Here is a 25,530-nt window from a genome sequence, read left to right on the forward strand (position 1 = left end):
GCGGTGACGATCACCTGTTCGACGGGAGGGGGCTGGTCGAAGGGCATGGAAGTCCTCGCGTGGGGAGCGCCGGCGATGACTAGACCGGTTCGGACGGCGGGAGAACGGCGGGCGTCGCCTGTTCCATGATTTTACATCACCTGCACAACGAAACCGATGGATGTCGGGGCCCGCCCGACCTCCCGCGAGATCCCCTCAGACGTCCTTCTTCGACAGGTAGGTCGGCACGTCGATCTCCTTTTCCCACCGCGCGACGGCCGTGGCGATCGACAGGTCGCAGGTGACGTTGGGCACCGTGCGGATCATGTCGAGGATGCGGTCGAAGGGCAGGATGAAGCCGACGATGATCGCCGTCTGTTCGGCCCCGATGCCGATCGAGGCCAGCACTGCGGCCAGCACGAACAGCGAGCCCGAGGGCACCGGCGCCACGCCCATGGCGACGATGGTGGTGGTCAGGGCGACCAGCAGGTAGTCGGTCAGGGTCAGCGGCACGCCGAACGCCTGGGCGGCGAACATGGTCAGCATGGCCACGTACATCGCCGTGCCGTCCATGCCGATGGTCGCCCCCAGGGGCAGGACGGTCGACGAGATCGACGGCTTGATGCCCAGGTTCTCCTCGGCCACCCGAATGGCCACGGGCAGGGTCGCCGAGCTGGACGAGGTGGAGAACCCCACCAGAATGGCGTCCATGCAGCCGCGATAGAACGGGACCAGCGGCAGCCAGGCCAGCAGCCGCACCACCAGGCCATGGGTGACCAGGGTCTGGATGATCGCCCCGATCAGAACGCAGACCGCCAGCTGGGCGACATTGACGAAGGTGGCCGGACCGTTGGTCCCCATCACCACCGCGATCAGGGCGAACACCCCGAACGGGGCGACCTCCATGACGAAGCCGACGATGCGCAGCATGACCTCGGTGCCCGAGGCCAGCAGCTTGGCCACCGGCTCGCCGTCCTTGCCGGCGACGATCACCCCGGCCCCGACCAGCATGGCGAAGAAGATGATCGCCAGGGTCTCGCCCTCGGCGATGGCCTTGATCGGGTTCAGCGGCACGATGCCGATGAACAGCTCGCCCACCGCCTTGGGCGGATTGACCGCCTGGGGGGCGACGTTCTGCAGGTCGGCGCCGATCCCCGGGGCCATCAGCGTCGCCAGGGTCAGGCCGATGCTCACCGCCACCAGGGTGGTCAGCACGTACATGGCGATGGTCTTGACGCCGATGCTGCCCAGCCGCCGGGCGTCGCCCAGCTGGGCCACGCCCGAGGCGATGATCATGAACACCAGCGGCGCGACGATCATCCGGATCAGCCGCACGAAGACGTCGCCGATCCACTTGATGCTGGTCGCCCCCTCGCCCCAGAAGTAGCCGACCACGGCGCCCAGCACGAGGGCGGCCAGGATCCGCCGCCACAGCGGGATCCCGAACCAGAAGTCCAGCGGGCCCTTGGGCCCTCGCGTCTCTTCGCGCGGCAGGGTGTCGGCGACGATCTCGGTCATGCGGCGGTTCCGGTGTCGATGCCGTCCAGAGCATGCCCAGACGGCGCCGAGGTCAAGGCGCCGTCATGCCGCCGCCAGAGCGTTTTCAAGCGAAGTGGCTACCGGTTCGCGTGAAGAAAACGCGCCAAGGCAGAGGGCTAGAGCCACAGCCCCGTCGCCGTGATCCCATCCCCCCAGAACCCCGGCGCCGGCCGGGTCATCCGCCCGTCCGCCACCCGCGCGCCGCCCGGGTGGTCCGCCGCCAGCCACCACGGCCCGTCCAGATCGGCGAAGGCGCAGGACCCCGCCAGGTGCAGCGCCGGAGCGATGGCCAGGGACGAGGCGACCATGCAGCCGACCATCAGGGTGAAGCCGTGGTTGCGGGCCTCCTCCAGCATCAGCAAGGCCTCGCTGAGCCCCCCGGCCTTGTCGAGCTTGAGGTTCACGGCGCGGTAGCGGCCGCGCAGGGCCGCCAGGTCCTGCGCCACGTGCACCGACTCGTCGGCGCAGATCGGATAGGGCGGGTCGTAACCCTCGAGCGCCCTGTCCTCGCCGGCCGGCAGGGGCTGCTCGACCAGGGCGATGTTCAGGTCCGACAGGATCGGCTTCAGCCCGTCGAGGATGGCGAAGTCCCAGCCCTCGTTGGGGTCGACGATCAGCCGGGCGTGGGGCGCGGCCTTGGCCACGGCCAGCAGCCGGACGGCGGGGTCGTCGGCCGACAGCTTGACCTTGATCAGCGGCGCGGCGGCCACGGCCAGGGCCGCGGCGGCCATGGCCTCGGGCGTGTCCAGGCTGACGGTCACGGCGGTGATCAAGGTGTCGGGAACCGGCAGGGCGGTCAGGGCCTCGACGCTCAGGCCCTCGCGCCGGGCCCGCAGGTCCCAGAGGGCGCAGTCCAGGGCGTTGCGGGCCGCGCCGGCCGGCAGCAGGGCCAGGGCCTCGTGCGGCGTCGCCCCGTCGCGCAGGGCCTGGGCGGCGGGCTGGAGCTGGGCGACCACGCTGTCGACGGTCTCGTCGTAGCGGGCGTAGGGCACGCTCTCGCCGCGGCCGATCAGGCCGTCCTCGACGATCTCGACCACCACCACCTCGGCGGCGGTCTTGACCCCGCGCGAGATGCGGAACGGAGCCTTCAGGCGATGGCTGACATGGGCGATCGAGACGGTGCGGCGCATGCCAAGCCCATCTCACCGATCAAGCGTTTTGGCGAGACCTGATCAGCGCCGGAAACGCCGGATCGGCGAGTCGGCGCGGCGTTCGCGGAACACCCGCAGGGCCAGGTTCGGACGCACGACCAGCAGGGCCAGCCAGACCAGCAGCACGCCGCCGTAGTTCACCGCGCCGAGCAGGCCGGTGGGACGGCCGGGACGGGCCATGCGCCGCGCGACCGGGCGGGGCGAGGCTTGGAACAGGCTGGACATGGCGATGTCGGTCATGGGCTTCCTCCGTGGACGCCCCGACCATCGCCCCCACCTACGTCAAGTCCGGACGTATGGATGTCGCCGCTTCGCACCCATATATCGCCGTGGGGCGTTCGCCCCGCATCCGGAGCCCCACACGCATGAGCCAGCCGATCACCATCACCATTCCCCACCAGCTGGGCGCCGCCGAGGCGCGCCGCCGCATCGAGGAAGGGTTCGGCCAGCTGATCGGCCAGGCGGGCGGTGTCATCAAGGACGTCGAGAAGAGCTGGAACGGCGACGTCCTGAACTTCTCGGCCAAGGCCATGGGCCAGACGATCTCCGGCGCCCTGTTCGTGCTGGACCAGTCGGTGCGCATGGACCTCGTCCTGCCCGGCCTGCTGGGCATGATCGCCCGCAAGATCACCGGCCAGGTCAAGAAGCAGGGCACGCTGCTGCTGGAGAAGAAGTAGGCGGCCAGTTCCACAAAGGTCGTCATCCCCCTTTATGCGGAGACCCAAGCTGAGCTGGCCAACGCGGCTTAGGTCCCCCGAACAAGTCGGGGGATGACGAACGTGGGTGGGCGGTTCGCTCCCCCCCCTTTCGCACGTCCTTTCGGGGTCCTTGCCGGCCGTCACGCGTTAGGGAGGGGATGTTCGATCCCTACCTGCTCTTCCTGCTCGGCCTGGGCGTGGTCGTGCTGCTGGTGGCCTGGCTGCCGATGGCCTTGAGCCGGTTGCCGCTGTCGCTGGCCATTCTCTGCGTGCTGATCGGCGTGGTGGCGTTCCACGGCGGCGCCCTGTCCTTCAGACCCAACCCCCTGCGGTTCTCCACCCTCACCGAGCGCCTGACCGAGATCGTGGTCATCGTCTCGCTGATGGGGGCGGGGCTGAAGATCGACCGGCCGCTGGGCTGGCGGCGCTGGAGCTCGGCCTGGCGGCTGATCGCCGTCACCATGCCGCTGAGCATCCTGGCCGTGACCCTGATGGGCGTGCACGGCCTGGGCCTGGGCCTGGCGTCGGCCCTGCTGCTGGGCGCGGCCCTGGCCCCCACCGACCCGGTGCTGGCCTCGGACGTCCAGGTCGGTCCGCCACGGGCCGGCGACCGGGGCGAGACGCGGTTCGCCCTGACCGCCGAAGCGGGGCTGAACGACGGCTTCGCCTTCCCCTTCGTCCACCTGGCCGTGGCCGTCGCCCTAGCCGGCGGGACGGCGAACGGCGGCCTGCTGACCCACTGGCTGGGCGTCGACGTGCTGTGGCGGGTGGCGGCCGGGATCGGGGTCGGCTGGACGGTCGGCCGGGCCCTGGGCTGGGCGACCTTCAAGGCCCCGCACGCCCGGATATCAGGCACCGGCGACGGCCTGGTGGCGCTGGGGGCGACCCTGGTGGCCTATGGCGTCGCCGAGGCCGCCCACGGTTACGGCTTCCTGGCGGTGTTCGTCTCGGCCCTGGCCCTGCGCGAGACCGAGCGCGACCACGCCTTCCACGAGGCCATGCACGATTTCGCCGAACAGGTGGAACGGCTGCTGATGATGCTGGTCCTGGTGCTGCTGGGCGGGGCGGTGGCCGGCGGCCTGCTGGACTCCCTGACCTGGAAGGAGGTCGCCTTCGGGCTCGCCCTGGTTTTCGTCATCCGGCCGCTGGCCGGCTGGATCGGCCTGATCGGCGCGCCCCACTCCCGGCGCGAGCGGGCGCTGGTGGCCTTCTTCGGCATCCGCGGGATCGGCTCGTTCTACTACCTGGCCTATGGCCTCAATCACGGAGACTTCCACAACTGGGTCCGGCTGTGGGCGATCACCGGCTTCGTCGTGCTGTGCTCGATCCTGGTCCATGGCGTGACCGCCACGCCCCTGATGGCCAGAATCGACGCCTGGAGAAGCCGGCCCGACGCCTTCAGGGACAAATCGCAACCCTGACGTGATTGCTCTCGGCTTAAGGATGCGGCAAAGCGTCACAGCGTTGAATACCGAAGAAACTCAACTCGATAGTTCCGCGTATTCCACCCGTCCGGGGAACGGGATTAGCATGCAGGCCAACGTCGCCCATCAGGAGCAACGGCGACAGGACAGGCTCCTGATCGTTCTGGCCGTGTCGCTGGTGGCCAGCCAGGCGTTCAGCGATTTCCTGACCCGCAACGCCGACGGCATCGCCACCCTGTGGCCGTCGAACGCCCTGCTGGCGGCCGGCCTGCTGGTGCTGGACCGCCCCCGCCGCATCGCCCTGACCTTCGTGGCCGTGCTGACCCACGTGACGATCGACCTGCTGGTCGGCGACAGCCTCGGCCGCGTCGTCCTCTACACCACCGTCGATATCGGCGAGGCCTTCCTGGTCTGGGGCGTGACCCGGCGCTTCTTCGGCGGGCCCCCGCGCGTGCGGACCATGCGGCAGCTGGCCCTGCTGACCACCCTGACCGCGCCGGTCACCTTCGTGATGGCCCTGGCCTGCGCGGCGGTGCTGGCCCTGGCCTATGGCCAGACCTTCGTGACGGTGCTGGCCGACTGGTTCCTGTGCGGCGTGCTGGGCATGTCGATCGTGCTGCCCGCCGTGCTGGTGCTGCTGGACGGCGAGCACCGCCGCGCCTTTCAGCGCAAGCTGAGCGAACGGCTCAGCCTGTACGCCCTGATCGCGGCGCTGACGACGATCGTCTTCTACGCCAAGGGCGTGCCCCTGCCCTTCCTGCTGTTTCCCGCCGCCCTGCTGACGACCTTCCGGCTGGGTCCGCGCGGCGCGGCCCAGGCCACGTTGATCGTCGCCTGCGTCGCCATCCCGCTGACGGTGCAGGGCCTGTGGACCGACCAGATCGACACCAACTGGCCGCAGGCCCAGCAGAACCGGATCGTCCAGAGCTTCGTCGGTGTGCTGTTCGTCACCACCCTGGCGGCCGGCCTGGCCCTGGCCCAGCAGGAGCGGCTGCGCCGCCTGCTGGTGCGCCGCGAGCAGCTGAGCCGCGCCGCCCGGGCCCGCGCCCTGGCCGCCAGCGAGGCCAAGACCGAGTTCCTGGCCACCATGAGCCATGAGATCCGCACGCCGCTGAACAGCGTGCTCGGCTTCTCCCAACTTCTGGTCGAACGCACGGACCTGCCGCCCGACGCCCGCCGGCAGCTGGGCCTGATCGACACCGCCGGCAAGGCGTTGCTGACCGTGGTCAACGACATCCTCGACTTCTCGCGGGTCGAGGCCGGCCAGGTCGAGCTGCTGTTCCAGCCGACCTCGGCGGCGGCGGTGCTGCACGACGCGGTCGGCATCATCCACTCCGAGGCGCAGGCCCGGAGCCTGACGATCGAGGTCGAGGTCAACGACCCGACCGGCGGGCTGCACGACCTGGACGGCCTGCGGCTGCGCCAGGTGCTGCTGAACCTGCTGGGCAACGCCGTGAAGTTCACCGAGGTCGGGCGAATCCGCGCCTGCCTGACCGTCGAGCCCGGCGACATCGAGGATCGCCTGCGGTTCGAGATCATCGACACCGGGCTCGGCATCGCCGTCGAGCGGCAGGCCCGGCTGTTCCAGCGCTTCAGCCAGGTCGAGGGCTCGGCCAGCCGTCCCCATGGCGGCGCCGGCCTGGGGCTGGCGATCAGCAAGGCGCTGGTCGACCTGATGGGCGGCAGGATCGGCGTCGACAGCGCCCTGGGCCACGGCTCGGCCTTCTGGATCGAACTGGGCGCGCCCCAGGTCGAGGCCTATGACACCGGCGAACCCAGGCCGGCCGCCGAGCCGGGCGCGGCGCGCATCCTGCTGGTCGACGACCATCCGATGAACCGCGAGATCGGCATGGCGCTGCTGACCCTGGTCGGCTGCCGGGTCGAGACCGCCGAGAACGGCCGCCAGGCGGTCGAGATGGCCAGCCGCGGCGGCTTCGACATCATCCTGATGGACATCCACATGCCGGAGATGGACGGCCTGGCCGCCACCCGGGCCATCCGGGCCTTCGGAAACGGGGCCGGCCAGATCCCGATCATCGCCATGAGCGCCGACGCCCTGCCCCAGCAGGTCGAGCGCTGCTACGCCGCCGGCATGGTCGACCACGTGGCCAAGCCGGTGCAGCGGGAGGTGCTCTACGCCAAGGTCAGCCGCTGGCTGGCGCGGAAGTAGGCTAGACCGCGAACACTTGCCCCCTACGGGCCTTCGGCCGTCTTCCCCCAGAGGGGGAAGAGTTCTGTGCGCGGGGCTCCGCCCCCTATGGGGGCGGACAGACCGCGAAGCGGTCAGGTGGGGGCAAGTGCGCGGTGAGTTCGGCGCCTCAAGCCTCCCTCACGCGGCAGGAACTGGGCTTCCCTCCCCTGCCCTCGCCCACTAACCTCCCCCCGCTATTCGGGGAGACGATGATGAAGCTCATGCGCCTGGCCGCCCTGGCCCTCTGCGCCGTGGTGGCCGCCTGCTCGCCGGCCAAGACGCCGGTCGAGGCGCCTGGCCGCACGGCCCTGAAGCTGGCCACCGACTGGAAGGCGCAGGCCGAGCTGGGCGGCTACTACCAGGCCCTGGCCACCGGCGAGTACAAGAAGCGCGGCCTCGACGTCACCCTGATCCAGGGCGGCCCCGGCGTGAACGTGCCCCAGCTGCTGGCCACCGGCGCGGTCGATGTCGGGGTCGGCTCCAACAGCTTCATCGTGCTGAACCTGGCCAAGGAGAAGATCCCGGTCAAAGCCGTCGCCGCCTTCATGGACAAGGACCCGCAGGTGCTGATCGCCCACCCGGGCCAGGGCGTCGAAAGCATCGCCGACATGAAGGGCCGCCCGATCCTGCTGTCGGACGCCTCGGTCACCGCCTTCTGGGTCTGGCTGAAGGCCAAGCACGGCTTCACCGACGACCAGGTGCGCAAGTACAACTACTCGACCGCCCCGTTCCTGGCCGACAAGCGGGTGATTCAGCAGGGCTACGCCACCTCCGAGCCCTATCTGATCGAGAAAGAGGCGGGGATGAAGCCGGCGGTGTTCCTGCTGGCCGACGACGGCTACCCGGCCTACGCCTCGTTCGCCCTGGTCCCCGACGCCCTGCTGGCCAAGAACCCGGCGGCGGTGAAGGCCTTCGTCGAGGCCACGGCGGCCGGCTGGACCTCCTACCTCTACGGCGACCCGGCCCCCGGCGACGCCCTGATCCGCAAGGACAATCCGGAGATGACCCAGGACCTGCTCGACCAGGCCCGCGAGAAGATGCGGTCCTACGGCATCGTCCCGCGCGTCAAGGTCGGCGACATGACCGACGCCCGCTGGGCCGAGTTCTTCAAGGTGGCCTCCGAACAGGGCGTCTACCCCAGGAACATGGACTACAAGAGCGCCTACTCGCTGGACTTCCTGCCGAAGTGAGGGCGGTGAAGCCCCCCTCCGGCCCTCTGGGCCACCTCCCCCAAGGGGGGAGGATTTGTAGATGCTCCCCCTCTGGGGGAGCTGTCGCGGAGCGACTGAGGGGGTTTCCTTGATCGCCTCTCTGAACCAGGTCGAGGTCGACTACCCCGGTCGCGGCCGGGCGCTCGGCCCCATCGACCTGTCGCTGGACTCCGGCGAGATCGTCGCCCTGGTCGGCCCCTCCGGCTGCGGCAAGTCCACGGCCCTGCGGCTGCTGGCCGGGCTGGAGCCGCCGACCCGTGGAACCGTGACCCGCGCCGCCGGCCGGGGCGAGACCTCGGTGGTGTTCCAGGCCCCGACCCTGGCGCCGTGGATGAGCGCGGCGGCCAATGTCGCCCTGCCGCTGGAGCTGGCCGGAACGCCCGCGCGGGAGGCTCGCGCCCAGGCGATCGAAGCGCTGGGCAAGGTCGGGCTGGCCGGCGCCGAAGCCGCCCGCCCCGCCCAGCTCTCCGGCGGCATGGCCATGCGCGCCTCGCTGGCCCGCGCCCTGGTCACCCGCCCCCGCCTGCTGCTGCTGGACGAGCCGTTCGCGGCCCTGGACGAGATCACCCGCCGGGCCCTGGCCGACGACGTCCTGGCCCTGGTCGGCGAGTTGTCGCCGGCCGTGGTCTTCGTCACCCATAATGTCGAGGAGGCCGTCTACATGGCGGGGCGCGTGGTGGTGATGAGCCCCGGTCCCGCTCGCATCGCCGGCGAGATCATCGTGGACGGCCCCACGGTGCGCCCGCCGGGTTTCCGCGCCACGGCCGCGTTCCGCGAGACGGCGGAGGCGGTGTCGCGGGTGCTGGCCAGCAGCGGCGGAAGGGCGGCGGCATGACCCGCCTCCTTGCCCCCTTCATCCTCATCGTCCTGCTGCTGGGCGCCTGGGAGCTGGCTTGCCGCGTGCTGGGCGTGCCGGTCTATCTGCTGCCCACGCCCTCGGCGATCGGCGTCGCCCTGGCCCAGGGCTGGCCGGTGCTGCTGGCCAGCGCCTGGAACACCCTGTCGACCGCCCTGATCGGCCTGGCCGCCGCCAGCCTGACCGCCTGCGGCCTGGCCCTGCTGGTCAGCCTCAATCCCACGCTGGAGGACGCCGTGCGGCCGGTGGCCGTCACCCTGCAGGTCACGCCCCTGGTGGCCATCGGACCGCTGATGACCATCTGGGCCGGCATCGAGCATCCGCAGCGGGCGGTGGTCGCCCTGGCCGCCGTCGCCGCCTTCTTCCCGATCTTCTCGGGGGCCCTGACCGGCCTCAAGGCGGTGGATCCCGACCTGGCCCGACTGTTCGACCTCTATGGCGCGCGCCGGGTCCAGCGCCTGTGGCGGCTGCGCCTGCCCTCGGCCGTCCCCGCCCTGCTGGAGGGCCACAAGGTGGCGGCCGGCCTGGCGGTGGTCGGGGCGGTGGTCGCCGAGTTCGTGGCCGGTTCGGGCGGCAGCCAGGGCCTGGCCTGGCGGATCCTGGAATCGTCCACCCGCCTGCAGACCGCGCGGGTGTTCGCCGCCCTGGCCATGCTGGCGATCCTGGGCGTGGCCCTGCACGCGCTCATGACCCTGGCCGAGCGCCGCCTGCTGGCCTGGTGGCGCGGGCGATAGGCCTTGGCCTCCTGAAGTCGTGTCGCGTTAGGCCAAGGTTAAGCGGACTTGCGTATGAATCGAGGGACCCCGCTCTCTTCCGGATCGGTTCATGCGTCTCGCCGTCGTCCTTGCCGTGCTGATCAGCGTCGCCGCCCAGGCGCACGCCGAGGACTCGCGCGCTCGGGGCCCGCGCGAAAGCCGCTACGGTCCGACCACCCCGCGCCAGGCGGCCGTCGCCGTCGCGGCGGCGACCGTCCGCTACGACGGCCCCATGCTGGGCTGGGCCGGCAAGCGACAGGCCTCGCCCGTCCTTCCCGAACCGCAAGCCTCAGCGCCGACGCGACCGACGCCGATCGCCGGTTGGGCCGGCTATCAGGCCACGCCCGCCCCGTCCGCCTACGCGTCGCCGCCCCTGTCGGCCGCCCCGCCGACCAGCCTGTACGCCGCACCGCGCGCCGCCCAGCCGACCGCGCCGCAACCGGTCGCAACCCGGCCGTCGCCGGCGGCCAACACCCCGGCGCCGACCGTCGACTGGTCCAACTACCGCAGCTCCCGCGTCGCGGCCGCCCCTTCGACCAACGCACCGGCGCCCGCCCCCCTCCAGGCCCAGCCGGCTGTTCGCCAGCCCGTCGCGGCGACGCCGCCGCCCCAGCCTCGGCAGGTCGCCGCCGTCAACACCGGCGCGGCCGGCGCGCGGTTCTATTCGGTCGGCCGTGAGTATGGCCTGACGCCCGACGTCATCCCGCCCGCGGGTCCCGACACCCGCGTGCTGATCACCGCCGGCGAGCCGCCGCCGGAAGCCAAGGACGCCGTCCCCCAGCACGGCTCGGCCGATTGGCTGGCGGCCGGCGTGAACGGCGACAGCGACGACGACGACAGCAGCGCGGCCCGCCGCGCCAAGACCCGGGACCAGGCCCTTTGATCCAATCGCGTCTTCACGACCTCATCGCCCTGGCCGATGAGCCTTCAAGCTCGCGTCGGCGCGAGCTGCTGCGTGGCGTCACCGACCTGTTCTTCGCCGGCGAAAACCACGGCGACGTCGAGATGGGCCTGTTCGACGACGTCCTGGGCCAGCTGGCCGGCGAGATGGAAGAGGCCGTCAGGATCGAGCTGGCCGAGCGGCTGGGCGCGACCGCCAACGCGCCGCCCGCCCTGACCCGCGCCCTGGCCAGCGACAGCATCGCCGTCGCCCGCCCGATCCTGCAGGGCGCGCCGCAGCTCAGCGAAGCCGACCTGCTGCACGTGGCCCGCACCCAGGGCCAGGACCACCTGCGCGCCATCTCGCAACGGCCGACCGTGCCCGCCATCGTCTCGGACGCCATCGTCGAACGCGGCGACGACACCACCCTGGGCGTGCTGCTGCGCAACGAGGGCGCGGTGCTGTCGCGCGAAGCCCACGAGGCGGCGGTGGATCGCGCCGCGGCCAATCCCGAGCTGCACGAGGCGGTGATCGACCGCCAGGCCCTGCCCATCGACCTGCTCAACGAGATGTACTTCGTGGCCGAGGCGCGGCTGCGCGACCGGATCATGGAGCGCAACGCCCATGTCGATCCGGCCACCCTGGAAGCGGCCCTGAAGGCCGGCCGCAACCGCGTCGCCGCCCGCGACGGCGCCCTGCCTCCGGACTACGACGCGGCGGTCGCGGCGGTCGTGGCGATGAAGACCCGCGGCGCGGTCACGCCCCAGGCCCTGGTCTCGATGCTGCGCGCCAACAAGACCACCCAGTTCCTGGTGGCCCTGGCCGAACTGGCCGATGTCGACTTCCACACGGCCCGCAAGATCATCGAGCGCCGCGAGATCGACGCCTTGGCGGTGGTCTGCCGGGCCGCCGACTTCGACCGCGCCCTGTTCCTGACCTTCGCCCTGCTGATCCTCGACCCCAACGACAACGCCATGGGCAAGGCCAAGAGTTATGGCGAACTCTACGCCGCCCTGCCCCGCGACGCCGCCCTGCGCACCCTCCGCTTCTGGCGCATGCGCCGCACCACGGGCGACATGGCGGCCGCCTAGCGCGGACGACCGAACCGCGACAGGACCCAGCCGAAACCCAGGCCGCCCAGCACCGTCAGCGGCAAGGTCATCCAGGCCGGACCGGGCTGGCCCAGCCACCACAGGCGCGCGGCCAGCAGGCCCCAGATGATGAACGCCCAGACCGCGCCGCCGACCGCCCAGGGATGGGCGTCCATCCAGCCCCGCACGCCAGACCGGACCGGCGCCGGTTCGCCGCCGACTCGGCGGCCACGTCGGGACATGCCGCGCAGGCCGATGACGGCGACGAGCAGATAGAGCAGCAGGTAGATCACCCGCGAGAGGTCTTCGCCGCTGAAACCCTGGTCCATGCCGTCCCCGAAAACGCGTCGCGGCGACAAGGCTAGGCCTTGTCGCCGCGAAGGTCGAGCCAGGGTCGAGCTGGTTCAACGGATGCGGATGCGGACCGGCACGTCGATGAACGAACCGGCGCGGCTCTTGCCGTCGGGGCCCATCAGGTCGACCTGGAACTGCGAGGCCATCGACAGGGCCGCCTGGCCGACGCCCAGCTCGGCCGGGGTCTCGCTTTGCACCGAACAGGCGGTCAGGCCGCCGTCGCGCTTGACCATGCAGCTGAGGATCGCTTCGGCGATTTGCGGCGTCGTGTCCTTGATCTGCGTCATGGCCGGCTGAGCCTGCTGGCTGGGCGCGGGAACGAGCGAAACGGCGGCGGCGGCGAGCAACGAAGCAATCACGAAATCTTCCCTACTGTCTTGGGCCTGGCCCCTTCCGGGGTCGGCCAGTTTCATTCTGGGTCAGGCGTGGTGCGCCTGTTTGACGCGCTGCAACCCCTGGGCCGCCAGGTCGGTCAGCGACCGCAGGCCCAGTTCGGCGAACACGTCGAAGGCGCTGGCCAGGGCCATCGCAGCCCTATCCAAACGGCCGTCGTCGCGGCCGGTGATCTCGACCCGGGCCTCATAGAGGCGGGCCAGGTTCATCTGCACCACCGCCCAGGCGGCCGGATCGCGGGCGCCTGGGGCCGAGGCCAGCTCGGCCTTGAAGGCCATCTCGGCGGCGTCCAGCACCGCCAGGTCGGCGGTCAGCTCGGCGCAGCGGGCCAGGCTGAGGGCGCGGTTGTTGGCGACCACGGCGCGCAGGGCCAGGGCCGGCTGGGTCTTGAGGATGTGCGAGGCGCGGTCGTAGCAGGTGACCGCCCGCTCGAAGCAGCGCTCCGAGGTCGTCGCCTCGCCCATGGCCTGCAGGCCGGCCCCGAGCGCCGCCTGGGCGCGGGCCCAGTCCATCGGGCTGTGATCGGCGGTGACCGGCTCCAGCGCCGCGGCCAGGGCCTCGACGCCGTCGGCGATGTGGTTGATCTCGCCGTCCAGCTCGCCCAGCTGCACCAGGGCCGCGCCGCGCAGGGACTCCAGCCGCGACCAGGCCAGGGGTTCGAAATCGGGATCCAGCGCCGCCTCGGCGGTCTTGGCCTCTTCGAGGGCGACCTCGGTCAGGGCGCGGTCCTTGAGGCGGGCGGCGCAGGACAGCAGCAGCTCGACGCGGGCGGCGCGCTGGTCGGCCAGCAGCAGGCGCGAGGCGCCGCCCTTGACGCGACGGGCGGCGGCCAGGCCGCGCAGGGGCGATTCAAAGGCCTGGGCGGCGGCCAGGGCGCGGTCGAGGTTGTTCTCGCCCAGGGCGACGCGGCCTTCCAGCCCGGCCAGCAGGGCCTCGGCCATGGCGCAGCGCTGGCCCGGCGCGGTCTTGGCCAGGGTCAGGGTGGCGCCGGCGGCGGCGTGCAGCCCCTCGTCGCCGAACAGGTCGGCGCCCAGCACCGCCAGGGTGGCCTGCTCGCAGCGGGCGGCGGCCAGGCATTCGACGCGGCGTTCGGTCTCGAAGATCTTGGCGGCGGCCTCGGCCTGGGCCGCGCCCTTGCGCAGGGCGGCGGCGTCGCCGGAGCGGCGGGCCAGTTCGCGCCAGACCACGGCGGCCTCCAGCAGGCGGCGACCGCGATCCTTGGCCCCGATGCGCCCGGCGGCGACGTCGGCCGAACGGGCTTCATTGACCAGCAGGCGCAGGTCCAGCAGTTCCAGCAGCGAGGTGTCGCCGCCGGTCAGTCCGTCTCTATGCGCGGCGGCCCTGGCGGGGGCCCCGGCGTCGACTCCGAAGAGTCTTTTCAGGTCACGACCGAACTCGAACATCGCTGCCACACTCCGGACACGGAACGTCCCATGCCGGGACGCCCGGCAAGGGTTCAACGCTCGAATAGCAAAGCCGGAGCCAACGCGTTTAACAAGTCGTTAACAGACCCTAAGGTGGCGTTAACCATAAATATTTCGTGTGTGTTTACACTTCGTTCCCAAATGACCACGAAAACAGGGTTTTTGCCCCGATATGGCACACTTCTTGCTTACTGCATCTTGATGAGAAAGCCGGCGCGCAGGCCGAAATTAGAACATTGTTCACCGAAGTGAAAATGACGTTAACCATGGTTTTTAAGATCGGGTTTACTTTTCGTTCCGCCCCGATCCCGGCCGAGTTCCGGTTTCGCGGCGCCTAGAGGCCGTAGCCGCGCGCCATGGCGGCGGCCAGGGCCGGGATCAGGGCGAAGACCAGGACCTCCAGCAACAGCACCCGGCGGGCCGCCGCCACCTCCCCGGCCGGCGGCGTGAAGTCCGCCTCGGCCTTGGCCCGCTTGCGCCAGCGCAGGATCAGGACCGTCGGCGCGATCGACAGCAGGCCGACCACCGCGAAGGCGCCGATCTTGGCCCAGAACACCGGATTTCCCAGGTAGAAGGCCGCCCCCTTGCCGCCGAAGAACACCCGCGCGAACCCGACCACCAGGATCAGCCCCGCCGTCGCCCCGTAGCCGGCGTCCAGCCCGCCCAGGGTCTTGAGCGCCGCCCCGCCGACGCCCGGTCGGACCAGGGCCAGCTCGGCCGCCAGCAGCCCGGCCAGCGAAAAGACCAGCAGGTGGTGCAGGATGGCGAGGACGAGATCCAGCATGACGGGCTCCGACTCAGCGGGCGCGGCGCGCGCCGAGCGGAAGATGCCTCGCCGAACGGCGTTCGTCACGCGCCCCTCTGGCCACCTCCAAACCCCTGGCCTAGACAGGGACCATGACCGCCAAGATCGACCTGTGGACCGCCGCCCTCTGCAAGCCCGACCCCGGCTATGGCGGCTGGGCCCGTGTGCGCCGCGACGCCGACGGAACCCTGGCCGGCGCGGCCGGTGGCGAGCGCCGGGTCAGCGGCCCGCGCATGGTGCTGGCCGGCCTGGTCGACGCCCTGACGGCCCTGGGCGACCTGTCGCCCGACGCGGCCGTGACCCTGCGCTTCGCCGACCCGGCTCTAGCCGCCGAACTGGTGGCCAGCGACGGCGCCTACGCCCTGGCCGAACCCGAGGCCTGGGCGACGGCGCGCCGGCTGCTGGCCGCCCGGCCGCTGCTGACCCTGGCGCCGCTGGCCGAAACGACGCCCGCCGCCGGCTTCCTGAAAGCCTGGGCCGATTTCGGCCTCGACACCGCCAAGACCCGCGGGACGTTCAGGGCCGCGATCCCCCGGCCGAACCTGCTGAAGTTCCCGGGCTAGGACGAGGCAAGTCGCTTGCCATAAAAAATTACAAACGTAGACTAACCTTGGACACAGTCTGAGGCGGGGCGATCGATGAAACTCCTGGCGATCGTGCTGGCCGCGGCCGCGATGAGCCTATTCGCCGGCCAAGCCGAGGCGATGATGCCGCTCCAGATCCCCACCTATGACGAGGTCATCGTCCCCGCCGGGGTCGCCGAATACAAGGAAGCTGCGACGGTGGCCGTGGTCCGCCCGCATCGTGCCTGGACGCCGCCCTGCGTGCTCGTCCGCCTGGCCCTGTTCTTCCGCGACGTCTTTCCCGCTGAATGGCCGAACGCCGACGTCTGCGGGCCCCGCGAGCGCAGTCGTCGCTACAGTTTCGAGACCCTCGAACCGCTCAAGGGCGCGCCGCCCTCCAGCTTTCCGGCCATTCTGGGCTATCACTATCCGCTCGACCCCGATTTCATGCGCAAGACCCGGCCCGACCTGTGGGGCATGATGTTCGACGCCGACGCCAAGCGCGCCGCCAAGCTGCACGCAGGCTTCTCGTTCCTGCATCGCGGCTGGCTGGTCGATCGCGACCTCGACATCGAAGCGCCCTTCGACCGGCCCCGGGTCAGCGACGGGCGCATCAGCTATGCCGTTCTCGATCCTGATCTCGACTATGTCGTCTTTCGCGACGCCGAAGGGCATGTCCAGCACTGGGAGGCGGTTCTGCGAAACGGCGCGGACAAGGACCTGCTGGTCGATCGATTGCGCCGGCTGAAGCGCGGCGAAACCGACGTCCGCCTCACGGTCGCACCGAGCGACCTCTTTCCCCGCTTCATGGATGCGGCGATCTACGACGCCAGCAACTGCAAGCCCCGACTGGTCGGCGGCGGCAAGCTCAAGGCCCTGGACGACCACGTCCGCGAGGCTTTCAGCTTTCCTGGTCTGGCGGGACCGGCGCGGTGTCATCCAACACCCCAGACCCAACTCTTCCTGGCTCTAGCGGCCGATCCGGCAACGCCTGACAGCCTTTCCTTCGACGAGCATGGCGCGGCGGTGCGGCTGCTACCGATCATCGACGGCAAGATTCGGCCAAGCGACCTGGTCACCCAACTCAGGATCTTTCCCGATACGCCGATCCCGGTCGAGCAGGTGATCGCCTGGGTCGGCACGGGTCCTGGTTCCGAGGACTACTGGCTCGGCGGCCGCCCCCAGGATCCGCCGTTACGCCTGGCCGGGCGATAGGTCTATCATCGCCCCGCCACGATCAGGTCGGCCGTCGCCACGTTGCAGGCGAAGGGGATGTCGGCCAGGGTCGCCATGCGGATCAGCGCCTTGACGTCGACGTCGTGTGGCTGGGGCGACAGCGGATCGACGAAGAACACCAGCATGTCCAGCAGCCCTTCGGCCAGCAGCGCGCCCAGTTGCTGGTCGCCGCCCAGCGGTCCGCTCTTCAGCCGGGTCAGGGCCAGGTCCGGCAAGGCCTCGAGGATCCGTCCGCCGGTGGTGCCGGTGGCGTAGAGCCGGTGCCGGCCCAGGAACGCCTGGTGCGCCACGGCCCATTCGACCAGGGCGGCCTTCTTGTCGTCGTGGGCGACCAGGCCGATGGCGAGGGGGGCGGCGGGCATGGGCGGGCTCCGGAATCGACGAGGGGACACACTCATTTCGCGGCCGCGCCGGAATGACAAGGGCGCGCGCCGCCGTCGGCGCTGGCGACCGTGGGGCAGGCCTGCCCTCGGCGTGGGCAGGGACGCCGCGTCGGCCCCATCAGCCGCGCGAGGCCTTGCGCGCCGAGGCCGCGAGGATTGTGCTGGCCTTCGCCGAGCCTGTCTGGCCGGCATGGGACAGGCTCCGAGACGGGGATGACGATGGACACGCACAAGTCGAACAGGCTGACCCTGGGGCGCCGGTCGTTTCTGGGGGCCGCCGCGCTGGCCGCCGCGACGCCGATCCTGACCGAGGCCCACCTGGCCCAGGCGGCCCAGACGACCTCCCCGACCGGGGCCGCTCCCCCCTCCGGCATGGCCCTGCACGGCCAGAGCCCCAACGCCCCGCCGCCCGGCGCGGTGCTGATCAACGCCAACGAAAACCCGCTGGGCCCGTCCAAGGCGGCCTGCGACGCGATCGCCCGCGTGGCCCCGTTGGGCGGGCGCTACGACCGCAACGGCGAGACGGCGATGCTGGTCTCGGTCTTCGCGGCCCAGAACGGGCTCAAGGAAGACCACATCGCCGTCTATGCCGGCTCGTCCGAACCGCTGCACTACGCCGTCCTCGCCTTCACCTCACCCAGCCGCAGCTTCGTCACCGCCGATCCCTCCTACGAGGCCGGCATGCGCGCGGCGATGACCAGCCAGGCCAAGGTGGTCAAGGTCCCGCTCACCGCCGGCTACGCCCACGACGTCAAGGCCATGGTCGCCGCCGATCCGCAGGCCGGGATCATCTATATCTGCAACCCCAACAACCCCACCGGCACGGTGACGACCAAGCAGGACATCGCCTGGGCGCTGGACAACAAGCCCGCCGGGTCGATCCTGCTGGTCGATGAGGCCTATATCCACCTGTCCGACGCCGGGGACGCCCTCGACCTGGTGGCCGCCGGCAAGGACCTGATCGTCCTGCGGACCTTCTCCAAGATCTACGGCATGGCCGGCATCCGCTGCGGCTTCGCGGTGGGACGGCCCGACCTGCTGGCCAAGCTGACCCCGTTCGGCCAGAACGCCATGCCGATCACCGGCTCGGCGGCGGCGCGCGCCTCGCTGGAGGACCCCACCCTGGTCCCGACCCGCAAGACGCTCATCGGCGACACCCGGCGCGACACCCTGGCCTGGCTGAAGGCCAACAATTACAAGGTCATCGGCGACCCGCAGACCAACTGCTTCATGATCGACACCGGCCGCGACGGCAAATCGGTGATCGCGGCGATGAAGGCCCAGAACGTCTATATCGGCCGCACCTGGCCGATCTGGCCCAACGCCGTGCGCGTCTCGGTCGGCACGCCGCAGGAAATGGCGGCGTTCAAGACGGCGTTCAAGGCGGTGATGGACAGCAAGGCGGTGGCGGTCGAAACGCACGATCGCGGCGATCACCGAGTTGACCTCGGAGACTACGCCTAGCTGTAAGGCGGATCGAAATAGGGCCTCGCGTTCATTTGCTGGCGGCTTGAACGGCTGCCGACACACTCGACAATGAGTATTGCGCCCCTATTTCGATTTCTCTTGGAACGGCTGCTGACGCACTCGATTGTCGCGCCTCACGCCAGGGGTTCACACGGCGGCGACCTGGCGACAACTTTTCATAGTTGCAACTTGGCCTAGTGCTCTCGTAGACGTGGCGCTCTCGTAAAAGGGGCCCGTCGATCGGGGAGGCGCACTTTAATGTTGGGTGGTAGTGAGCGCGGGCGCGTCGCGGTGCTGGGCGGCGGCTTCCAAGGCGTTTGTTGTGCGCTCGAATTGGCTCGGCGGGGCTGGGACGTCCGCCTGATTGAAAAACGCCCCGACGTGCTGACTCAAGCGGGGATCCAGAACGAAGGGAAGCTGCACCTAGGCTTCATCTTCTCCAACGACACCTCGTTCCGGAGCGCGGAGACCATGTTGCGCGGCGCGCTGTCTTTCGCGCGCCATCTGCGACGCTGGTTGGACAACGGGATCGACCAACTCGGCGCCAGCACGCCGTTCCGGTACGGCGTCCATCGAGACAGCCTCGTGTCGGCCGACGAGCTGGAGGCGCGCTACCGCAAGATCACCGGCCTGGCCCGGACGCTGGCGGGTGGGGGGAGCGTCGACCTGTTCGGCTCTGATCCGCGCGAGGACGTGCGCCGGCTCTCCGACAGCGTCGCGGGCGAAGACTTCGATCCCGCGATGTTGTCGGCGGTGTTCGCGACGCCGGAGATCGGGATCGACCCGGAAGCGCTGGGCGACCTGCTTCGCGCGCGCGTTCGCGCCGAGCCGCGGATCACCGTCGTGACGGACTGTCGGGCGGAGACGGTCGAGCCCGGGCCCGATCGCGTCGCGGTGCGCGTCAGCATGGACGGACGAACCGACACGGAAAGCTTCGACCACGTCCTGAACTGCACCTGGGAGGACATCGTTCGGCTGGATCAGACCGCGGGTCTCGAGCGGTCGACGCCCTGGATGTTTCGGATCAAGCATTTCCTGCGAGTCACGGCCGCGGAGGGCGCCACCCGGCGCATGCCGTCCGCTTCGTTCGTCCTGGGTCCGTTCGGCGATGTCGTCAACTACGGCGGCGGCGCCCTGCTCCTGTCCTGGTACCCGGCCGGCTGCCTCGGCAAGAGCGGCGACATCAGCCCGCCGCCCTGGCCGCGCGTCCTGGAAAGCGGCGATGCGGAAACCCTGGCGCGGGACATCCTGGACGGTCTCGGCCAGTTGATGCCGACGCTCGCGCGGGACGCGGAGGCTTTGCTCCCGCACGCGCGGCAGCGGGGAGGGATTATCTTCGCGTCGGGCGATACGGACGTCGACGATCCGGCCAGCAAGCTGCACGAGCGTCATGCGGTCGGGCGTCGCTCAGCCGGGCGATACCATTCCATCGACAACGGCAAATGGGTGCTCGGACCCATGGTCGCGGTCGAAACCGCGGATCACCTTGACGGGATCGCTCGATGAGTTCGGCCGGGCCGTTGGTCACCATCGGTGTCCCGATCTACCGCAGCGCGGACATGGTGGCCGAGACGCTGGACTCGATCCGGGCCCAGACGTTCACGCGGTACAGGGTGCTGATGTCGGTCGATGGCGGCGACCAGGAGAGCGCCGAGGTCGCGCGAGCCTATACGGACGACCCTCGGTTCGAGTTGCATGTGCACGAAACGCAGCTCGGCTGGACAGGCAACATCAACTGGTGCGCGGCCGCGGCGCGCACGCGCTACTTTCAATACTGGCAGCACGACGATCTCGCCGAGCCGGACTACATCGCCAATCTGTACCGTGTTCTGAAGAAACGCCCCGATGCGGCGGTCGCCTACTGCGACGTCCGATGGTTTCAGGAGGGTGATAGAATCACGGCCGAGGACAGCGTGGAGGGCGACGCCCTATCTCGGATCCACGAGATGATCGACCGGCCGCGCTGGACTCCGTTCCGAGGCCTGATCCGCACGGAGGCCGTTCGAAGGGCCGGCCCGCTGCGCACCCTGCCGCACAAGAGCGCGATGGAGGACCTGGTCTGGAACATCAAGCTTGGTGGGCATGGCGCCCTTCTGCGCGTTCCGGGAGCGATGTATCTCAAGCGAATTCACGCCAACAGCCTCAGCACCGATTGGAATCGCTGGTCGGACGAAACGCGCACGCGCGACGTCTGGATGGCGTTTGGATCGGGAGCCCTGCAGGCGATCTGGCCGCACGTCCGAACCCCCCAGGAACGTTGGCAAGCCCTCTTGCGCCTTTTCGAACGTCTCGCCCTGCCCGAGGCCGGCCGGTGGTCGTTCTATACCGCGGTGACCGCGACAGAGGCCCACTGCAGCATGTTCGTCGCCGAAGCTCTGTCGGTCTTCGAGAGGATCGGCGTGCCGACGCTGCGGTCTGACCTCGGGATCGAACTCGAACGCCTGACGGAGCGCTTGACCGATCGCCTCATGGGCGCCGCGCCCCGCGCTCGAACCTGGGCGTCTCTGGATTTGCTCAATGGCTGGCGGGACTTCGGCGCGCAGTACGCGACCACCGCCTACTGCATAGGTCAGGATGGCTGGGTCAGTCTGAAGGGTCAGATCAAGGGCGGCGACGCCACGGCGGGTACGCACCTCGCCTACCTTCCGCCCAATGCGGCGCCGGCCGAAGCACACCTGTTCCTGGCGCCGACATGGTCGGGCACCGCGCTCATCGGCGTCGACACCTCCGGAGCGGTTTACGCGCACACGCCGGCCGACGCGGTTTTCACCGTGCTGGATGGCATACGCTTCCCGGTGCGCTAGTCGGGCCTCAGGCCCCTCAAGCCACCGTGGTCAGCCGGAAATCGACATGCGCCGCGCCCCAGCTTTCCGCACGATGCTCTAGCCCCGTTCCTTCGTCCGGTCGAAGCGCACCTTCGGGAAGCGCTCGGCGACATAGCCGATCTCCCACGACGACTTGCCCAGGAACACCGGCTGGTCGTCGATGTCGTGGGCCATGGCCGAGCGGTGCTTGTTGGTGAAGTCCTCGACGTCGAGGCGGTCGCCGTTGACCCAGCGGGCCTCGGCGTAGGGGGCGTTCTCGAAGATCACGTCCAGGGCGTATTCGTTGGCCAGGCGGTCGGCCATGACCTCGAACTGCAGCTGGCCCACGGCCCCGACGATAAAGTCGGAGCTGCCGAGCATGGGCCGGAAGAGCTGGGTCACCCCTTCCTCGGCCAGGCCTTCCAGCGCCTTCTTCAGGTGCTTGGCCTTCAGCGGATCCTTGACCCGCACGCGGCGGAGGATTTCCGGGGCGAAGTTGGGCAGGCCGGCGAAGCGCAGCAGACCGCTCTCCGACAGGCTGTCGCCCACCCGCAGCACGCCGTGGTTGGGAATGCCGATCACGTCGCCGGCGAAGGCGTCCTCGGCCAGTTCGCGGTCGCTGGCGAAGAACATGATCGGCGCGTTGACGCTCATCGCCTTGCCGGTGTTCTGGGCCTTCAGCTTCATGCCGCGCGTGAAGCGGCCGCTGGTCAGGCGCAGGAAGGCGATGCGGTCGCGGTGGTTGGGGTCCATGTTGGCCTGGACCTTGAACACGAAGCCCGAGACCTCGCTGTCGCCCGGGGCCACGTGGGTGTCGACGCCGGCCTTGGCCACCTTGGCCGGATGCGGCGGCGGGGCGTAGGCGCCGATGCCGGCCAGCAGCTCGTTGACGCCGAAATGGCGCAGGGCCGAGCCGAAGAACACCGGGGTCATGTGGCCCTCGAGGAAGCTCTTCACGTCGAACGGCTTGGCGGCCTCGGAGACCAGCATAGCCCCCTCCTCCACCTCGGACAGCTCCTCGGGGTCGAGGTACTGGATGATGGCGTTTGACTTCAGCGACACGGCGGGCGGATGGCCCTCCTCGTCGGTCGAGCTCTTCTTGGCGTAGGGGATGAAGGTCTGAGCCCGCAGGTCCAGCATACCCTTGAACCGCCCGCCCGAACCGGCCGGCCAGAACAGCGGCGCGGGGTCGAGGGCCAGCTTGGACGACACCTCGTCCAGCAGCTCGAACGGGTCCTGGGCCTCGCGGTCCATCTTGTTGATGAAGGTGATGATCGGGATGTCGCGCAGGCGGCAGACCTCGAACAGCTTCAGGGTCTGGGGCTCGATGCCCTTGGCCGCGTCCAGCACCATGATCGCCGCGTCGGCCGCCGTCAGCGTGCGGTAGGTGTCTTCCGAGAAGTCCTCGTGGCCCGGAGTGTCGAGCAGGTTGAACATCAGGCCGTCGTGGTCGAACGTCATCACCGACGCCGACACCGAGATCCCGCGCTCGCGCTCGATCTTCATCCAGTCCGACTGGGTGCGACGCGCCGCGCCGCGGGCCCGCACCGCCCCGGCGGCGCGGATCGCCCCGCCGGCCAGCAGCAGGTTTTCCGTCAGGGTGGTCTTGCCGGCGTCGGGGTGGCTGATGATCGCGAAGGTGCGCCGACGCGCGGCCTCGAGGGCGAGAGAAGTGCTCATCAGCGGGGGTTAGCGTCCCAGGGCGAACTTGTCACCTTCCGTGGGCCTCGAAGGCCCGCCGGCGTGCCGGCGCGGCGCGAAAAATCCTCCCCCGGCGCGGGCGGCCGCGCCGGGGGAGGCAGGCTGGAGGGGACTCTAGAACGTCGCCGACAGGCGGGCGTAGTAGAGGCCGCCGTCGGTGTCGTAGGGGGCGTTGCGCGAGTAGATCAGGCCGCGCGAGGCCTGGAACGTCGCCTCGTCCGGATAGGTGTCGAACAGGTTCTCGGCCCCGACCGTCAGCTTGAAGTTCTCGTTCAGCTGGGCGCTGAGCGACAGGTCGACCAGGGCCTTGCCGCCGAACGTCTGGATCAGGTCGGCCGCGCCGTTGGCCTGGGCGTCGGTCCAGTCGCCCGAATAGCGAACGCGGACCATGCCGCTGTAGCGGTCCTTGGCGTAGTCGAAGGTCAGGTTGGCGGCGTTCTCCGGCAGGCCGTCCTCGATGTTGATGCGGGCCAGCTTGGAGACCTCGGTCAGCTTGGAGCGGGTGACCTTGCTGTCGTTCCAGTTCCAGGCGGCGGTGACGCCAGCCTTGCCGCCCCAGACATCGCCCTTCCACGACCCCACCACGTCGACGCCCTGGGTGCGGGTGTCGAACGAATTGGTGAAGTAGGAGACCGTGGTCAGCGAGTCGGCGCCGGGCACGCCGGCGGCGACCAGCTGCGCGCGCAGCGCCGGGGTCACCGTGAAGTTCGGCGACACGGCGAAGCGGTTGTCGACGTCGATGCGGTAGTAGTCGATCGAGCCGGTGAAGCCGCCCTGGCGGAAGACCGCGCCCACCGACAGGTTCTTGGACTCCTCGGGCTCCAGCGGCTTGCCGCCCAGCGCCACGGCGATGGGATTGACCGGCGACAGGCGGCCCGAGGTGAACAGCAGCAGGGTGGTGGTGTTGAGGCCCTGCGAGGTGCGGGTGTTGTTGATCTGGCCCGGGGTCGGGGCGCGGAAGCCCGTCGAGACCGCGCCGCGCAGGGCGAAGTTCGGCGTGAACTCGTAGCGCACGGCGATCTTGCCGTCGGTGGTCGAGCCGAACTCCGAGAAGTCCTCGTGGCGGATGGCGATGTCGGCGTCGAACTTGTCGGTGATCGGCAGGTCCAGGTCGACATAGCCGGCGTAGCTGGTCTGGTCCCACGACCCGGCCTGGCTGGGGGCGTAGCCGGGGAAGCCGTTGGAGCCGCTGGGCAGGCCGGCCGCGGCGCCGGGACCCACGTCCCACGAATAGCGGTCGCCGGCCTTGATCTCATAGGTTTCCTGGCGGGCTTCCAGACCCACCGCCAGGTTGGCCGGCTGGGCCAGGAACGACCAGGCGATCGGACGCGAGGCGTCGAAGTTCAGGGTCTTTTCTTCCTGGATCAGCGAGCCGGCGTCGAACGAGGTCGGCGAGGTCGGGCCGAACGAGGCGTTGATGCTGTTGTTGAGGAAGTAGTCGACGTCGTCGCGGCCGTAGCCGGCCGACAGGTCCCACGAGAAGCCCAGGGCGTCGCCGCGCAGGCCGGCGTTGAACGAACCGTTGGTCTCGTCCTGGCCGAACTTCGGCGAGAAGCCGGCCGGATAGAGGGTGTTCAGCGTCCAGCCGGGGAACAGCGGGCTGGCCCGGTACGAGGTGTCGGTCGCCGGGTTGCGCCAGTTGAAGTCGGTGGTTCCGGTCATGTCGCTGTAGGTGGCGAAGGCATAGGCCTCGACCGTGTCGGTGAGCGGCAGGACGGCGTTCAACGTCCCGCGCCAGACGGTGCGGTCGGGCTGGCCCCAGCGCTGCACCGGATTGGGCACGGCGATCGTCGGATTGGCGGCCTGGAAGGCGATGGCGTCCGGACGCTGGCGGGTGCGCGAGGTGGCCTGGGCGTCGGTATAGTCGAAGCTGGCGACGATCGAGCCGCCATTGCCCACGGCCAGGCCGTAGCGGGCGCCGATCTCGGTCTTGCGGCCGTCGCCTTCGTAATACTGGCCGGTCTGGGCATAGCCCGAGAAGCCGGTCTTCTGGGACAGGATGATGTTGATCACCCCGGCGATGGCGTCGGAGCCGTACTGGGCCGAGGCGCCGTCGCGCAGCACCTCGATGCGGTCGATGCCGCCGGTTCCCAGGCTGGCCAGGTCGACGCCCTGCTGGCCGCGGCCGCCCAGCACCGCCGAGCGGTGGCGGCGCTTGCCGTTGACCAGCACCAGGGTCTGGTCGGGCGACAGGCCGCGCAGGGTGGCGGGGCGGACGAAGGCCTGGCCGTCGGCGGCCGGCAGGCGCTGGACGTTGAACGACGGCGTCGTGGCCGCCAGCTTGTCCATGATCTCGTCGGAGACGGTGGCGCGCAGGGCGTCCTGGGTGACGACGTCGATGGGCGCCGTGGATTCGAAGGCCGTGCGATCCGTCCGCCGGGTGCCGGTGACCACCAGGGTCTCGATCTCGCTCGCCTCGCTGGCGGCGGGGTTGGCCTGGGCCTGGGCTTGGGCATGCGCCGGGACGCTGATCGCCATGGCGAGGGTCGCCCAGGCGGCGGAAGTCATCAGTCTCATGCGGAAATCCCCGTTTCACTCAAGCGGGGCTGTTAGGCCGGACCGATGTCGGGTGGACGACGGTGACGCGTCAGTTCCGTGAAGCTACGCCGACCGACGCTCTGCGAA

Annotated in this window: 23 protein-coding genes; 13 read left to right on the plus strand and 10 right to left on the minus strand. The window is 70.0% G+C overall.

The features are described from left to right. Nucleotides 1–195: 195 nt before the first annotated feature. The 3 genes from PMI01_RS17805 to didA form a co-directional block, all read right to left on the minus strand. On the minus strand, nucleotides 196–1,497 hold the full coding sequence (locus PMI01_RS17805; RefSeq protein ID WP_007671992.1) for a dicarboxylate/amino acid:cation symporter: 1,302 nt from the start codon (nucleotides 1,495–1,497) through the stop codon (nucleotides 196–198). A 137-nt stretch (nucleotides 1,498–1,634) separates the two neighbouring features. Then, a complete protein-coding gene (gene dgcA, locus PMI01_RS17810; protein ID WP_007671995.1) occupies nucleotides 1,635–2,648 on the minus strand; it encodes an N-acetyl-D-Glu racemase DgcA in 1,014 nt (337 codons plus the stop codon). A 42-nt stretch (nucleotides 2,649–2,690) separates the two neighbouring features. Further along, on the minus strand, nucleotides 2,691–2,909 hold the full coding sequence (gene didA, locus PMI01_RS17815; protein WP_007671997.1) for a DNA damage-induced SOS-independent cell division inhibitor A: 219 nt from the start codon (nucleotides 2,907–2,909) through the stop codon (nucleotides 2,691–2,693). Between the two features lie 125 nt (nucleotides 2,910–3,034). On the opposite strand from didA, the gene PMI01_RS17820 reads away from it, so the two are divergent. The 8 genes from PMI01_RS17820 (at nucleotide 3,035) to PMI01_RS17855 (ending at nucleotide 11,775) form a co-directional block, all read left to right on the plus strand. Beyond that, nucleotides 3,035–3,346 carry a polyhydroxyalkanoic acid system family protein gene (locus tag PMI01_RS17820; RefSeq protein ID WP_007671999.1) on the plus strand — a complete coding sequence of 104 codons (312 nt, stop codon included), beginning with the start codon at nucleotides 3,035–3,037 and terminating at the stop codon, nucleotides 3,344–3,346. 179 nt (nucleotides 3,347–3,525) lie between these two features. After that, nucleotides 3,526–4,788, plus strand: coding sequence for a cation:proton antiporter (locus PMI01_RS17825; RefSeq protein WP_007672001.1), 1,263 nt, complete (start codon nucleotides 3,526–3,528; stop codon nucleotides 4,786–4,788). Nucleotides 4,789–4,897: 109 nt separating this feature from the next. Next, the gene (locus PMI01_RS17830; protein WP_007672003.1) at nucleotides 4,898–6,961 is read left to right on the plus strand and encodes a hybrid sensor histidine kinase/response regulator; all 2,064 of its coding nucleotides are present in this window, start codon (nucleotides 4,898–4,900) and stop codon (nucleotides 6,959–6,961) included. Between the two features lie 233 nt (nucleotides 6,962–7,194). Continuing rightward, nucleotides 7,195–8,172 (plus strand): ABC transporter substrate-binding protein, encoded by a 978-nt coding sequence (locus PMI01_RS17835; protein WP_007672005.1) that lies wholly within the window; start codon nucleotides 7,195–7,197, stop codon nucleotides 8,170–8,172. 61 nt (nucleotides 8,173–8,233) lie between these two features. After that, nucleotides 8,234–9,028 carry an ABC transporter ATP-binding protein gene (locus tag PMI01_RS17840; RefSeq protein ID WP_007672007.1) on the plus strand — a complete coding sequence of 265 codons (795 nt, stop codon included), beginning with the start codon at nucleotides 8,234–8,236 and terminating at the stop codon, nucleotides 9,026–9,028. Then, a complete protein-coding gene (locus PMI01_RS17845; RefSeq protein ID WP_007672009.1) occupies nucleotides 9,025–9,783 on the plus strand; it encodes an ABC transporter permease in 759 nt (252 codons plus the stop codon). The genes PMI01_RS17840 and PMI01_RS17845 overlap by 4 nt, the downstream gene beginning before the upstream one ends. 91 nt (nucleotides 9,784–9,874) lie before the next feature. Further along, nucleotides 9,875–10,687 (plus strand): hypothetical protein, encoded by an 813-nt coding sequence (locus PMI01_RS17850; protein ID WP_007672011.1) that lies wholly within the window; start codon nucleotides 9,875–9,877, stop codon nucleotides 10,685–10,687. Then, nucleotides 10,684–11,775, plus strand: coding sequence for a DUF2336 domain-containing protein (locus tag PMI01_RS17855; protein ID WP_007672014.1), 1,092 nt, complete (start codon nucleotides 10,684–10,686; stop codon nucleotides 11,773–11,775). The genes PMI01_RS17850 and PMI01_RS17855 overlap by 4 nt, the downstream gene beginning before the upstream one ends. Here the strand turns inward: PMI01_RS17855 and PMI01_RS17860 are convergent. From PMI01_RS17860 to PMI01_RS17875, 4 genes are all read right to left on the minus strand, one after another. Beyond that, entirely contained in the window at nucleotides 11,772–12,104 is a 333-nt protein-coding gene (locus PMI01_RS17860; RefSeq protein WP_007672016.1) for a hypothetical protein, read from the minus strand. The genes PMI01_RS17855 and PMI01_RS17860 overlap by 4 nt on opposite strands. A 75-nt stretch (nucleotides 12,105–12,179) precedes the next feature. Continuing rightward, nucleotides 12,180–12,488, minus strand: a complete 309-nt coding sequence (locus PMI01_RS17865; RefSeq protein WP_035036996.1) for a hypothetical protein — start codon at nucleotides 12,486–12,488, stop codon at nucleotides 12,180–12,182. Nucleotides 12,489–12,548: 60 nt separating this feature from the next. Beyond that, nucleotides 12,549–13,925: a hypothetical protein gene (locus PMI01_RS26760; RefSeq protein WP_007672022.1), complete on the minus strand. Its 1,377-nt coding sequence runs from the start codon at nucleotides 13,923–13,925 to the stop codon at nucleotides 12,549–12,551. A gap of 355 nt (nucleotides 13,926–14,280) precedes the next feature. Next, nucleotides 14,281–14,730: a DUF2214 family protein gene (locus tag PMI01_RS17875; protein ID WP_007672024.1), complete on the minus strand. Its 450-nt coding sequence runs from the start codon at nucleotides 14,728–14,730 to the stop codon at nucleotides 14,281–14,283. Nucleotides 14,731–14,843: 113 nt separating this feature from the next. On the opposite strand from PMI01_RS17875, the gene PMI01_RS17880 reads away from it, so the two are divergent. Continuing rightward, complete coding sequence (locus tag PMI01_RS17880; protein ID WP_007672026.1) at nucleotides 14,844–15,314, plus strand: hypothetical protein; 471 nt, start codon at nucleotides 14,844–14,846, stop codon at nucleotides 15,312–15,314. 75 nt (nucleotides 15,315–15,389) lie between these two features. Beyond that, nucleotides 15,390–16,529, plus strand: a complete 1,140-nt coding sequence (locus tag PMI01_RS17885) for a hypothetical protein (RefSeq protein WP_007672028.1) — start codon at nucleotides 15,390–15,392, stop codon at nucleotides 16,527–16,529. A gap of 5 nt (nucleotides 16,530–16,534) precedes the next feature. On the opposite strand, the gene PMI01_RS17890 is transcribed toward PMI01_RS17885, so the two are convergent. After that, entirely contained in the window at nucleotides 16,535–16,912 is a 378-nt protein-coding gene (locus tag PMI01_RS17890; RefSeq protein ID WP_007672030.1) for a methylglyoxal synthase, read from the minus strand. 234 nt (nucleotides 16,913–17,146) lie between these two features. Between PMI01_RS17890 and PMI01_RS17895 the strand changes: the two genes are divergently transcribed. The 3 genes from PMI01_RS17895 (at nucleotide 17,147) to PMI01_RS17905 (ending at nucleotide 21,204) form a co-directional block, all read left to right on the plus strand. Further along, nucleotides 17,147–18,397, plus strand: coding sequence for a pyridoxal phosphate-dependent aminotransferase (locus PMI01_RS17895; RefSeq protein ID WP_007672032.1), 1,251 nt, complete (start codon nucleotides 17,147–17,149; stop codon nucleotides 18,395–18,397). 261 nt (nucleotides 18,398–18,658) lie between these two features. After that, complete coding sequence (locus tag PMI01_RS17900) at nucleotides 18,659–19,906, plus strand: FAD-dependent oxidoreductase (RefSeq protein WP_007672034.1); 1,248 nt, start codon at nucleotides 18,659–18,661, stop codon at nucleotides 19,904–19,906. Next, nucleotides 19,903–21,204, plus strand: coding sequence for a glycosyltransferase family 2 protein (locus tag PMI01_RS17905; protein WP_007672036.1), 1,302 nt, complete (start codon nucleotides 19,903–19,905; stop codon nucleotides 21,202–21,204). The genes PMI01_RS17900 and PMI01_RS17905 overlap by 4 nt, the downstream gene beginning before the upstream one ends. A 78-nt stretch (nucleotides 21,205–21,282) precedes the next feature. Here PMI01_RS17905 and PMI01_RS17910 read toward each other — a convergent pair whose 3' ends face one another. Both PMI01_RS17910 and PMI01_RS17915 read right to left on the minus strand, forming a co-directional pair. Next, a complete protein-coding gene (locus PMI01_RS17910; protein ID WP_007672038.1) occupies nucleotides 21,283–22,884 on the minus strand; it encodes a peptide chain release factor 3 in 1,602 nt (533 codons plus the stop codon). Nucleotides 22,885–23,019: 135 nt separating this feature from the next. After that, entirely contained in the window at nucleotides 23,020–25,422 is a 2,403-nt protein-coding gene (locus PMI01_RS17915) for a TonB-dependent receptor plug domain-containing protein (protein WP_007672040.1), read from the minus strand. Nucleotides 25,423–25,530 lie beyond the last annotated feature (108 nt).

Source organism: Caulobacter sp. AP07 (assembly GCF_000281955.1).
Taxonomy (GTDB): Bacteria; Pseudomonadota; Alphaproteobacteria; order Caulobacterales; family Caulobacteraceae; genus Caulobacter.

Bases quoted from the DNA above. Each gene is read 5' to 3' on its own strand.
- PMI01_RS17895 (WP_007672032.1), top strand. From the start codon at position 17,147: ATGACGATGGACACGCACAAGTCGAACAGGCTGACCCTGGGGCGCCGG.
- PMI01_RS17880 (WP_007672026.1), top strand. From the start codon at position 14,844: ATGACCGCCAAGATCGACCTGTGGACCGCCGCCCTCTGCAAGCCCGAC.
- PMI01_RS17910 (WP_007672038.1), bottom strand. From the start codon at position 22,884: ATGAGCACTTCTCTCGCCCTCGAGGCCGCGCGTCGGCGCACCTTCGCG.
- PMI01_RS17845 (WP_007672009.1), top strand. From the start codon at position 9,025: ATGACCCGCCTCCTTGCCCCCTTCATCCTCATCGTCCTGCTGCTGGGC.
- PMI01_RS17905 (WP_007672036.1), top strand. From the start codon at position 19,903: ATGAGTTCGGCCGGGCCGTTGGTCACCATCGGTGTCCCGATCTACCGC.
- PMI01_RS17820 (WP_007671999.1), top strand. From the start codon at position 3,035: ATGAGCCAGCCGATCACCATCACCATTCCCCACCAGCTGGGCGCCGCC.
- PMI01_RS17860 (WP_007672016.1), bottom strand. From the start codon at position 12,104: ATGGACCAGGGTTTCAGCGGCGAAGACCTCTCGCGGGTGATCTACCTG.
- PMI01_RS17875 (WP_007672024.1), bottom strand. From the start codon at position 14,730: ATGCTGGATCTCGTCCTCGCCATCCTGCACCACCTGCTGGTCTTTTCG.
- PMI01_RS26760 (WP_007672022.1), bottom strand. From the start codon at position 13,925: ATGTTCGAGTTCGGTCGTGACCTGAAAAGACTCTTCGGAGTCGACGCC.
- PMI01_RS17830 (WP_007672003.1), top strand. From the start codon at position 4,898: ATGCAGGCCAACGTCGCCCATCAGGAGCAACGGCGACAGGACAGGCTC.
- dgcA (WP_007671995.1), bottom strand. From the start codon at position 2,648: ATGCGCCGCACCGTCTCGATCGCCCATGTCAGCCATCGCCTGAAGGCT.
- PMI01_RS17805 (WP_007671992.1), bottom strand. From the start codon at position 1,497: ATGACCGAGATCGTCGCCGACACCCTGCCGCGCGAAGAGACGCGAGGG.
- PMI01_RS17890 (WP_007672030.1), bottom strand. From the start codon at position 16,912: ATGCCCGCCGCCCCCCTCGCCATCGGCCTGGTCGCCCACGACGACAAG.
- PMI01_RS17840 (WP_007672007.1), top strand. From the start codon at position 8,234: ATGCTCCCCCTCTGGGGGAGCTGTCGCGGAGCGACTGAGGGGGTTTCC.
- didA (WP_007671997.1), bottom strand. From the start codon at position 2,909: ATGACCGACATCGCCATGTCCAGCCTGTTCCAAGCCTCGCCCCGCCCG.
- PMI01_RS17915 (WP_007672040.1), bottom strand. From the start codon at position 25,422: ATGAGACTGATGACTTCCGCCGCCTGGGCGACCCTCGCCATGGCGATC.
- PMI01_RS17900 (WP_007672034.1), top strand. From the start codon at position 18,659: ATGTTGGGTGGTAGTGAGCGCGGGCGCGTCGCGGTGCTGGGCGGCGGC.
- PMI01_RS17835 (WP_007672005.1), top strand. From the start codon at position 7,195: ATGAAGCTCATGCGCCTGGCCGCCCTGGCCCTCTGCGCCGTGGTGGCC.
- PMI01_RS17885 (WP_007672028.1), top strand. From the start codon at position 15,390: ATGAAACTCCTGGCGATCGTGCTGGCCGCGGCCGCGATGAGCCTATTC.
- PMI01_RS17850 (WP_007672011.1), top strand. From the start codon at position 9,875: ATGCGTCTCGCCGTCGTCCTTGCCGTGCTGATCAGCGTCGCCGCCCAG.
- PMI01_RS17825 (WP_007672001.1), top strand. From the start codon at position 3,526: ATGTTCGATCCCTACCTGCTCTTCCTGCTCGGCCTGGGCGTGGTCGTG.